We start from the raw sequence: 9,211 nt of genomic DNA, 5'->3' as shown, positions 1-9,211 counted from the left end.
GGGAAGTGAGGATTCTCCTAGCTTCTTTTGCGGTGACCCGCGATGCCTACCGGCAGATCATCCCTGCCTTTGAGGCCCACTGGCTGGCCCAGACCGGCCAACGGGTGCGCGTAGAAAGCAGCTACGCCGGCTCGGCCACACAAGCGCGGGCGGTCATTGACGGGCTGGATGCCGATGTGGTGGCTCTGGCCCTGGGCCTGGATGTGGAGCGCCTTGTGGCTGCCGGTCTCGTTCGACCAGGCTGGGAAAGCCGCACGCCCAACCAAGGGATCGTCACCCGCTCAGTGGCGGCAATCGTCACGCGGCAGGGCAACCCCCACGCTATCCACTCTTGGCTGGATCTGGCCCAGCCTGGCTTGCAGGTGATCACCGCCAACCCCAAAACCTCAGGGGGCGCCCGCTGGAACTTTTTGGCTCTCTGGAGTGCTGTTCCGGAGCCCCAAGCCCTGGCCTTCACCACCCAGGTCTACAAAAATGTCCGCGTCCTGCCACGGGACTCGCGGGAGGCTACGGATGTCTTTTTCCAAAAAGGGCAGGGGGATGCCCTGCTCACCTACGAACAGGAGGTGATCCTGGCCGGCCTGCGCGGCCAGCCCTTGCCCTACGTGGTGCCGGATCCCAACATTTCCATCGACAACCCCGTAGCCGTGGTGGATGCCACGGTGGAGCGCAAAGGAACCCGCAGCGTGGCCGAAGCCTTTGTGAACTACCTGTTTACTCCAGAAGCGCAACGGGCCTTTGCCGAGGTGGGTTTCCGTCCGGTGGAGCCGACGGTGGCGCAAGAGTTTGCCTGGCGGTACCCTCCCATTGAGAAGCTGGTAACCGTTGCCGATCTGGGCGGCTGGGAAGCAATCCAAAACCGCTTCTTTGCCGATGGGGCTGTGTTTGACCGCATCCAAGCTGGGTTGTAGGGAGCCTCCCTTGTTTTGCATCCCCATTCAAGGTATGCTGGGAGCAGTATCAACGGTTTGTTGACAGGTTTACCGTAGATTAGAGGCTCCCTACCTCCTCAGGGATAGGCAGCGCCATCCGGCCAACCCTTAGCTAGGCAGAACCTATGGGCATCACCATTGCAGGGGTATCGAAGCGTTTTGGCCAGTTTCAGGCTCTCCACCCTACGGATCTCACCATTCCCACGGGATCCCTGGTTGCCCTGTTGGGACCGTCGGGTTCCGGCAAATCTACCCTCTTGCGCCTGATTGCCGGCCTAGAAAAGCCGGACACGGGGCGGATTTTCCTCACCGGGCGGGATGCCACGCATGCCAGCGTCCAGGAGCGCAACGTCGGCTTTGTCTTCCAGCACTACGCCCTGTTCAAGCACATGACGGTGCGGCAGAACATCGCCTTTGGCCTGGAGATCCGCAAAGCTTCGCGGGCTGAGATCCGGGCACGGGTGGACGAGCTGCTGGAGCTGGTGCAACTGTCGGGGTTGGGGGATCGCTACCCCTCACAGCTTTCGGGGGGACAGCGGCAGCGGGTGGCTCTGGCCCGCGCCTTGGCGGTGGAGCCGCAGGTGTTGCTCCTGGATGAGCCCTTTGGGGCGCTGGATGCCAGAGTGCGCAAGGAGCTGCGCCAGTGGCTGCGGCGCCTGCACGACGAGGTACACGTCACCACCGTCTTGGTCACCCACGACCAAGAGGAAGCCATGGAGGTGGCCGACCAAATTGTGGTCATGAACCAGGGGCGGATCGAACAGGTGGGATCCCCTGCCGAGATCTACGATCACCCGGCCACTCCCTTTGTCATGAGCTTCATCGGCCCGGTCAACGAGCTCTCTCCCCGCTCCCTGTTATCTTGCCAGCTTCCCGAGGCCCAGGCGGGCCCGCACCAGCTCTTCTTGCGCCCCCACGATGTGCAGATCGAGGTCAACCCCAATAGCAGCGGCGTCTCGGCTTGGGTCAAAGAGATCATCCACCTGGGGCGGGAGATCCAGGCGGAGCTGATTCTCAGCGATGGCGGATCCCTGTGGGCCCACCTCAGCCGCGAGCAATATGCCAGCCAGCCGCTGCAGGTGGGGCAGCAGGTCTATGTCCGCCCCAAGGTGGTCAAGGCCTTTCCCCTCAAAAAAAACGATAAGAAAACTGCCATGACCCCGCTGGCAATGGCGGGACGGAGTCCGATGTCGCTGGGAGCTTGAGGAAAGTTGCAGCAAGCCGGGTTTCAACTGTCTTGGCCGTGGCGGCTGAGCTTGGGCTATCTCTTCCTGATGTTGGCCTTGCCGCTGGCGGCCTTGATCGCCAAGTCCAGCAGCGTCGGCTGGGCGGAGTTCTGGCGGATCGCGACGGATCCGGTGGCCCTCTCCGCCTATGAGGTTACTTTTGTAACCGCGCTGCTGGCGGCTTTGGTTAACGGCGTAATGGGCACCCTGACGGCTTGGGCGTTGGTGCGCTACGCCTTCCCCGGCAAAAAGCTCCTCGAGGGGTTGATCGATCTGCCCTTTGCCCTGCCCACGGCTGTGGCCGGCCTCACCCTGGCAACCGTTTACAGCAGCAACGGCTGGATTGGATCCCTTTTGGCCCCCTTGGGGATCCGCATTGCCTTTACCCGGCTGGGGGTGGGGGTGGCGATGCTGTTTATCTCTTTTCCCTTTGTGGTTCGGACGGTACAGCCGGTGCTGCAGGAGCTGGAACGAGATGTGGAAGAGGCGGCCTGGAGCTTGGGCGCCTCCCGCTGGCAGACCTTCTGGCGGGTGGTGCTGCCCCAGATTTTGCCCGCCGTGTTGACCGGCGTGGCCCTAGGGTTTTCCCGTGCTGTGGGTGAATATGGCTCCATTGTTATCATCGCCTCTAGCATCCCCTTCCGGGATCTCATCGCGGCAGTGCTGGTGATCCAGCGGCTGGAACAGTACGACTATGCCGGGGCAACGGTGATCGGGACGGCGATGCTGGGGATCTCGTTCTTGTCGCTGGTGGTGATTAACCTTCTGCAAGCCTGGGGAAGTCGCCATGAAACCTGACGGGATAGCGGGTGTCCAACCGGAGCCATCGACAAACCCTTGGCTGTCGGGCCTGTTGATCGGCATTGTCGGGCTCTACATCGCCCTGCTGCTTGGGATCCCGGTGGTGAACATCTTTTATCAGGCGTTTCGAGAAGGGATCCCAGCTTTTCTCCAGCACCTGACCGAGCGGGAGCTGCTCAGCGCCCTCCGATTGACGGTGCTGACGGCGCTGGTTGTTGTTCCCCTCAATACTTTTTTTGGCCTCTGCGCCGCCTTGGCCTTGGCTCGCCGCCGTTTTCCGGGGCGGGCTTTGCTGCTCAGCTTGATCGATCTGCCCTTTTCCATTTCCCCGGTGGTGGCCGGCCTGATGCTGGTGCTCCTCTTTGGCCGTCAGGGTTGGCTGGGATCCTGGAACCTGCGGGTCATCTTTGCCTTTCCGGGCATTGTGCTGGCCACGGCTTTCATCACGCTCCCTTTTGTGGTGCGGGAGGTACTGCCGGTGTTGGAAGAGGCCGGCAGCGAGGAAGAAGAAGCCGCCAAAACCCTGGGGGCCAATTCCTGGCAGATCTTCTGGCGCATCACCCTACCCAACATCCGCTGGGGACTCCTGTACGGGGTCATCCTGACCAATGCCCGCGCCATGGGGGAGTTCGGCGCTGTCGCGGTGGTCTCTGGCAACATCATTGGCCGCACCCAGACCCTTCCCTTATTTGTGGAAGATGCCTACCGCAGCTATGCCACGGGCTCAGCCTATGCGGCGGCAGTGGTGCTCTCCTTGCTGGCGGTGGTAACCCTGGTGGCCAAGGAGCTGCTGGAGCGGGGATCCCCTTCCCGCCGCGTCTTCTAGAGTTCTGTTGGGATCTTTGCAATCAACGCTCTAACCCCCCTCTCCCTGAGGGAGAGGGGCCGGGGGTGAGGGCAGCCATGACCGCCATCGGCCAGGGTGTGGCTTAGACAGACTCGGTGAGGATCTCGGGCAGACAAACCTGGGTGCCCCCCAGGCCGCAGTAGCCGCGTGGGTTTTTGGCCAGGTACTGCTGGTGGTAGTCTTCGGCGTAGTAGAACTCTGGGGCGTCCAGGATCTCAGTGGTGATTTGGCCGTAGCCGTGGGCGCTCAGAGCCTGCTGGTAGAGATCGCGGGTTTTTTCCGCCAGCTCCCGTTGTGCCGGGGAATAGACGTAGATGCCGGAGCGATACTGGGTGCCCACATCATTGCCCTGGCGCATCCCTTGGGTGGGATCGTGGTTTTCCCAAAACACCTTCAAAAGCTGCAGGTAGCTAATCTGGCTGGGATCGTAAACCACCCGCACCACCTCGTTGTGGCCAGTCAAACCGGTGCAAACCTCCTCATAGGTGGGGTTGGGGGTATACCCGCCAGCGTAGCCCACGGCAGTGGTGAACACCCCGGGCAACTGCCAAAACTTGCGCTCCGCTCCCCAAAAGCAGCCCATGCCGAACAGGGCCAGCTCCATGCCCTCGGGAAAAGGGGGCTTTAGGGGCGTGCCCTTGACGTAGTGCCGGTTAACGATTGCCATTGGCTCGGAGCGGCCCGGCAAAGCCTCTTCCGGCGTGGGCAAGGTCAGCTTCTTGCTCAGTTTGCCAAAACCAAAGAGCGCCATGGCGGTAGCCCGATACATTCGTTAACATCTACCAGCCTAGCTTAGATAGCCGCTCTTGTCTCGAGAAAAGATTGGCAAGGGAGCGGCCTGGGGATTTCAGACCGCCAGCTCCACAACCACAGGGGCATGGTCGCTGGGCTTTTGTAGCCGCCGCGGCTCGACGTCGATCCAGCAGGCAGTGACCTTGTCCTGGAGCGGGGGAGAAAGGTAGAGGTGGTCGATGCGCCAGCCGCGATTCTTCTGAAACCCTCCGGCCCGGTAGTCCCACCAGCTAAAATGTCCGGGATCCGGGTTAAACTTGCGGAAGGCATCCTCAAACCCCAAAGCCAGGATCTCCCGCAGGGCCTGCCGTTCTGGCTCCGAGGCCATGATTTCTCCGGCCTTTTGGGGATCGTAGATATCGCGGTCTTCCAGGGCAATGTTAAAGTCCCCACAGAGCAAGATGGGATCCCCTTGGCTGAGGGCAACGGCCAGGTAGTCCTTCAGCGTGGCCAGCCAGCGCAACTTGTAGGCGTACTTGTCGGATCCCACCGCCTCGCCGTTGGGCACGTAGAGGTTGAGAATGCGGATCCCGTGGTAGAGGGCACCGATCAGCCGCTTTTGCTCGTCCAGGTCTGCAGCCGCCGACAGCAGCGCGCCAAACCCCCGCTCCACCTTCTCCGGCACCTCCCGGCTGATTACGGCCACGCCGTTGTAGGACTTTTGCCCGTACACCTCCACATGAAAGCCTCGCTCCTCGAAGGGGGCGCGGGGAAAGTCCTCATCCACCACCTTGGTCTCCTGCAAGCAGAGCACATCCAGGGATCCCTGCTTGTCTAGCCAAGCCAAAACTTGCGGCAACCGGGTGCGAATGGAGTTGACATTCCAGGTGGCCACTTGCATAGCAGCAGGTTCCCAAGACAACGCTCAGGCCACCATTTTGGCCAAACCCAGGGGATGGATCCCCTGGGGCGAGACCGCGATCCGGTAGGGCAACACCTCGACCCCCGCCTGCAGCGCCTGGCGAAACAGATGGGCATAGCGGGGATCCCGTTCTGCGCCAGGGGCGAACTCGGTGCAATCGGCACGGTTGATCCAGTACAGCAGCAGAGCCCGCTGCCCTTGCCGGCGGATCTCAATCAAATCCTCCAGGTGTTTTTGCCCGCGAGTCGTCACCGTATCCGGGAAGAGGGCGCGGGATCCCACGGCCCAGGTGGTATTTTTAACCTCTAGGTAGGCCAAGCCAGAGTCTCCTATCAGCAGGAAGTCGATTTTGCTCCTGCCGCAGGTCACTTCCCGTTGCCAACAAGAAAACCCCGCCAACTGGGGAAACCACCCTTGTTCCAGCCCCCATTCCACCAGGCGATTGGGCAGGCCGGTGTTGATCCCCACCCACACTCCTTCCACCTGGATCATCTCCCAGGTGTAGGCCAATTTGCGCTTAGGATCGGGGTGATGGGAGAGGTACACAGGTGCCCCTACCTGGCAAACCCCCGTCATCGGCCCGGTGTTGGGGCAGTGAGCGGTTACCTGTTGCCCATTTTCCAGCTCCACCTCGGCAAAGAAGCGCTTGTAGCGGCTGCGCAACACCCCTCTGTGCAGGGAGGTCGGGAAACGATAGGGCAGCGCCCCCTGTTGGCCTGTCATTCGCAAGAGCTCTCCGATAAGTATTTTTTCTTTAGGATTTTGGAAGTCTTCCAGGGGTGGGGTGTTTCCTGCGCTAGGGTAAATGACGTATCTCCCCGGCCAGGGCCTTTTTTTGCCGATGCCTTGTTCCTATACCTCTCAATATCCTATCTTTTTCTATCCCTTTGCCAAAACTTGGAGAAGAAAGCCCGAATGTTGCGTCTTGATCCTGAGCCCGGCTTTCAGCCCCCGGATCCCTTCCAGGACAACCGCGGTCGCGTGGCCATCTTCATCGACGGATCCAACCTCTTCTATGCCGCCCTGCAGATGGGCATTGAGATCGACTACACCCGCCTGCTGAAGACGCTGACCGGCCGTTCTCCCCTTCTGCGCTCCTTCTTCTACACCGGCGTCGATCGCAACAACGAAAAGCAGCAGGGGTTTTTGCTCTGGATGCGTCGCAACGGCTACCGCGTGGTTACCAAAGAGCTGACCCAACTGCCCGATGGATCCAAGCGGGCCAACCTGGATGTGGAAATTGCTGTGGACATGTTGTCGCTGGTGCGTTGGTACGAGACGGCAGTGCTGGTGAGCGGCGATGGGGATTTGGCCTACGCGGTCAATGCCGTCAGCTACCAAGGGGCACGGGTGGAGGTGGTCAGCTTGCGTTCCATGACCAGTGACCAACTGATCAACTTGGCAGATCGCTACATCGACCTAGAATCCCTCAAAGACCAAATTAAGAAGACCAATCGCCCCTCCTATCTGTACCGACCCGGGTTCACCACCGACGAGGAGGATGAGGGGTAATTTTTCTCTCACCCCCCCACCCCAAAGGAGGGAGTTCAGCGAGATGGCAAAGTTGAAGGGATCCCCTGCAGCAGGTAAACGGGGTTAAGGGGGGCGAAGCGGGTGCCTTCTGCCAGGGCTGTGGAGCGGGAGATCTGGATGTGTTCTAGCCGCACCTGCCAGCCCTGCGAGCGCAGCCATTGCAGGGTTTCGCTGCAGGTTTCCAGAGTGGCAAAGTTGGCCACCAAGATCCCCTCAGGCCGCAGGCGGGCCGCCACCACCGGCAGCAGATCGCGGATCCCTTTGCCGCCTCCCCCCAGCAACACCCGATCGGGATCCGGCAAGTCGGCCAGCACCTGGGGCGCTGCCCCGGGGATCACGTGCAGGTTCTCCAGGCCGAAGCGTTGGCGGTTGCGCCGGATGAGACAAATACCCATGGCGTTGCGCTCAACGGCATAGACCTGGAGCTGGGGGGAGAGGCGGGCAATCTCTACGGCCACGGAGCCGGTGCCGGCCCCGACATCCCACACCACTCCCTGCCGCGGCAATTGCAAGGCCCCCAGGGTGAGCAGGCGGATGGGTTGCTTGGTGATCAGGCCGGGCTGGTCGGGAAAGGTGTGGAACTGATCGTCGGGGATCCCGACTAGGGGCCAGCGGCGGGGATCCGGTTCCGGGTCAACGCGGCGCAACACCACCAGATTGGGGCTGGGGAAGGCGGAGTTCTCACCTTCCTGCAGAGGCAGGATCTGCTCGTGGGGGGATCCCAGTTGGCTGCATACCCAGCCCTGGTAGCGCACCGGCAACTGCAGGTCGGCAATGAACTGGGCCAAGCTGGCTGGCGTGTGCTCTGGGTCGGTAAGCACCACAATCACAGGGGATCCCTGTTTGAGAGCGGGTTCCAACGGCTCCATTCCCCGCCCGTGCAGACTGAGAATGGTGGCCTCCTGCCAGGGGATCTGCAGGCGGTTGAGGGCCAACTGCACCGAGCTGACTTGGGGGTAAAAAGCCAGTTGCTCCGCCGGGAAATACTGGGTCAGCAGGCGCCCAATCCCAAAAAACAGGGGATCCCCGCTGGCCAATAAAACCAGGGATCCCTGTGCCAGCTCCTTTTGCAAAAGCGGGATCCAACTTTCCACCGATCCAGTAAGCCGGATCTGGCGAGCCGGATGGTCGGCAAAGTGCTGCAGCAGGCTGGGGGGCCCGGCCAGGGTTTGCGCTTGGGAGAGGGGGGGAATCGCCCAAGAGGCCACCGAGCCATCTCCAGCTACCCCTACGACCGCAAGCTGAGGCAACCGGCTCGCCATCTAGCGTTCGACAGGCGGGTGGTACTGGCGCATGTGGTTGAGAAAATCCAGGCGCAGCTCCGCTACCTCCCGCTGCATCTCCCGCATTTCCCGAATAAAGCCCAGATGAGCCTCGATCAGGCGGCCATCCCGCTCCCGAAATTGCTCCATCATCATGGCTTGCGCTTCCCTCAGCTCGGCAAACCCGGCCTGCATATCGCGGCGAGACTCCTGGATGGCCCTCTCCAGCTCATCTCCCCGCTCTTCGTTCTGGCGAATCCGCTCCTGGTTGTGCTGAATTAACGCCCGGATCTCCTGGATTTCGGTCTGGAGCTGGGCCTCGATGGCCTGCCGCTCGGCTCGCATTGCAGCCATCTGGGCCTCAAAGCGCTCGGCGGCCCGCTGCTGTTCGGCCCGGATCTCGGCGATCTCGGCGGAGAAACGCTCAGCGGCCCGCTGCTGCTCAGCTCGGATCTCGGCGATCTGAGCTGCAAAGGCCTGTCGCATTTCCGTCATCTGGGCCTCAAAGCGCTCGGCGGCCCGCTGCTGTTCGGCCCGGATCTCGGCGATCTCGGCGGAGAAACGCTCAGCGGCCCGCTGCTGCTCAGCTCGGATCTCGGCGATCTGAGCTGCAAAGGCCTGTCGCATTTCCGTCATCTGGGCCTCAAAGCGCTCGGCAGCTTGTTGCCGCTCGGCCCGGAGTTCGGCGATCTCGGCGGAGAAACGCTCAGCGGCCCGCTGCTGCTCGGCTCGGATCTCGGCGATCTGGGCTGCAAAGGCCTGTCGCATTTCCGTCATCTGGGCCTCAAAGCGCTGGGCGGCCCGCTGCTGCTCAGTTCGGATCTCGGCGATCTGGGCTGCAAAGGCCTGCCGCATTTCCGTCATCTGGGCCTCAAAGCGCTGGGCGGCTCGCTGCTGCTCAGCCCGCAGCTCTTGAAGCTCTTCTTGTTGGAGCTGAAGGTTGCGGATCAGCCACT

At 61.7% G+C, this 9,211-nt stretch carries 10 protein-coding genes; 5 read left to right on the top strand and 5 right to left on the bottom strand.

Features of this window, described 5'->3' with window-relative positions:
• The 4 genes from NW852_RS06255 to cysW form a co-directional block, all read left to right on the top strand.
• A partial coding sequence (locus NW852_RS06255) for a sulfate ABC transporter substrate-binding protein (RefSeq protein WP_414426558.1) occupies nt 1-911 on the top strand: 911 nt, incomplete at its 5' end.
• A gap of 146 nt (nt 912-1,057) precedes the next feature.
• Nucleotides 1,058-2,137: a sulfate/molybdate ABC transporter ATP-binding protein gene (locus tag NW852_RS06250; RefSeq protein ID WP_414363939.1), complete on the top strand. Its 1,080-nt coding sequence runs from the start codon at nt 1,058-1,060 to the stop codon at nt 2,135-2,137.
• A 6-nt stretch (nt 2,138-2,143) separates the two neighbouring features.
• Complete coding sequence (cysT, locus tag NW852_RS06245) at nt 2,144-2,956, top strand: sulfate ABC transporter permease subunit CysT (protein ID WP_414372256.1); 813 nt, start codon at nt 2,144-2,146, stop codon at nt 2,954-2,956.
• Entirely contained in the window at nt 2,946-3,785 is an 840-nt protein-coding gene (gene cysW, locus NW852_RS06240) for a sulfate ABC transporter permease subunit CysW (protein ID WP_414372254.1), read from the top strand. The genes cysT and cysW overlap by 11 nt, the downstream gene beginning before the upstream one ends.
• Nucleotides 3,786-3,888: 103 nt before the next feature.
• On the opposite strand, the gene msrA is transcribed toward cysW, so the two are convergent.
• From msrA to sfsA, 3 genes are all read right to left on the bottom strand, one after another.
• Complete coding sequence (gene msrA / locus NW852_RS06235; protein WP_414335345.1) at nt 3,889-4,557, bottom strand: peptide-methionine (S)-S-oxide reductase MsrA; 669 nt, start codon at nt 4,555-4,557, stop codon at nt 3,889-3,891.
• Nucleotides 4,558-4,653: 96 nt separating this feature from the next.
• On the bottom strand, nt 4,654-5,439 hold the full coding sequence (gene xth, locus NW852_RS06230; RefSeq protein ID WP_414363937.1) for an exodeoxyribonuclease III: 786 nt from the start codon (nt 5,437-5,439) through the stop codon (nt 4,654-4,656).
• Nucleotides 5,440-5,463: 24 nt separating this feature from the next.
• Nucleotides 5,464-6,183 carry a DNA/RNA nuclease SfsA gene (gene sfsA, locus NW852_RS06225; RefSeq protein WP_414376814.1) on the bottom strand — a complete coding sequence of 240 codons (720 nt, stop codon included), beginning with the start codon at nt 6,181-6,183 and terminating at the stop codon, nt 5,464-5,466.
• Nucleotides 6,184-6,375: 192 nt separating this feature from the next.
• Between sfsA and NW852_RS06220 the strand changes: the two genes are divergently transcribed.
• The gene (locus NW852_RS06220) at nt 6,376-6,972 is read left to right on the top strand and encodes an NYN domain-containing protein (RefSeq protein ID WP_414363936.1); all 597 of its coding nucleotides are present in this window, start codon (nt 6,376-6,378) and stop codon (nt 6,970-6,972) included.
• Between the two features lie 35 nt (nt 6,973-7,007).
• Here the strand turns inward: NW852_RS06220 and cbiE are convergent, their stop codons facing one another.
• Nucleotides 7,008-8,255, bottom strand: coding sequence for a precorrin-6y C5,15-methyltransferase (decarboxylating) subunit CbiE (cbiE, locus tag NW852_RS06215; protein ID WP_414363935.1), 1,248 nt, complete (start codon nt 8,253-8,255; stop codon nt 7,008-7,010).
• Nucleotides 8,256-9,211, bottom strand: a 956-nt coding sequence (locus tag NW852_RS06210; RefSeq protein WP_414426557.1) for a hypothetical protein, incomplete at its 5' end; no start/stop codon positions are given.

Source organism: Synechococcus sp. H60.1 (genome assembly GCF_047462335.1).
In the GTDB taxonomy this organism is placed as follows: domain Bacteria; phylum Cyanobacteriota; class Cyanobacteriia; order Thermostichales; family Thermostichaceae; genus Thermostichus.
The sequence above is the reverse complement of the archived record's forward strand: the minus strand, read 5'-3'. Positions and strand labels throughout refer to the sequence as shown.

Excerpts from the sequence above, each read along its gene's own strand:
- NW852_RS06250 (WP_414363939.1), top strand. The coding sequence starts at position 1,058 with ATGGGCATCACCATTGCAGGGGTATCGAAGCGTTTTGGCCAGTTTCAG.
- cysW (WP_414372254.1), top strand. The coding sequence starts at position 2,946 with ATGAAACCTGACGGGATAGCGGGTGTCCAACCGGAGCCATCGACAAAC.
- msrA (WP_414335345.1), bottom strand. The coding sequence starts at position 4,557 with ATGGCGCTCTTTGGTTTTGGCAAACTGAGCAAGAAGCTGACCTTGCCC.
- xth (WP_414363937.1), bottom strand. The coding sequence starts at position 5,439 with ATGCAAGTGGCCACCTGGAATGTCAACTCCATTCGCACCCGGTTGCCG.
- sfsA (WP_414376814.1), bottom strand. The coding sequence starts at position 6,183 with ATGACAGGCCAACAGGGGGCGCTGCCCTATCGTTTCCCGACCTCCCTG.
- NW852_RS06220 (WP_414363936.1), top strand. The coding sequence starts at position 6,376 with ATGTTGCGTCTTGATCCTGAGCCCGGCTTTCAGCCCCCGGATCCCTTC.
- cbiE (WP_414363935.1), bottom strand. The coding sequence starts at position 8,255 with ATGGCGAGCCGGTTGCCTCAGCTTGCGGTCGTAGGGGTAGCTGGAGAT.